This window comes from Halomonas sp. ND22Bw (assembly GCF_003011945.1).
Lineage (GTDB): Bacteria > Pseudomonadota > Gammaproteobacteria > Pseudomonadales > Halomonadaceae > Halomonas > Halomonas halophila.
This window is the reverse complement of sequence record NZ_PXWD01001214.1, coordinates 1-258: the sequence shown is the minus strand read 5'-3', so window position 1 is coordinate 258 and position 258 is coordinate 1. Positions and strand designations below refer to the sequence as shown.

Annotated in this window: 1 protein-coding gene; it reads right to left on the bottom strand. The window is 74.0% G+C overall.

Annotated elements, in window-relative coordinates; genetic code table 11:
• Positions 1-258 (bottom strand): hypothetical protein (locus tag CVH10_RS22030; RefSeq protein ID WP_219924992.1); only part of this gene is annotated, 258 nt, incomplete at both ends.

Sequence of the window (258 nt, the reverse complement as noted above, 5' to 3'; positions counted from 1 at the left end):
CGGTCAGCCGGGCCTCGATCCCGGCCGGGCGCGGCGCGGTCTCGACCAGCCGTTCGATCTGCGCGCCCCACGGTCGGGCTAGGGGGGCCGCGCCTTCGCGCACCGGCAGGGCCAGCGACAGGGTCATCGGCTGCGGCACGCACATCTGGTCGCTGCACACCAGAAACAGCGCGTCCGTCGTCAGGGTCAGGATTTCGCCGGGCCGGGCCGAGGCCGGTGCGTGGATCGGCACGGGCAGCAGCACCTCGCCCGAATAGC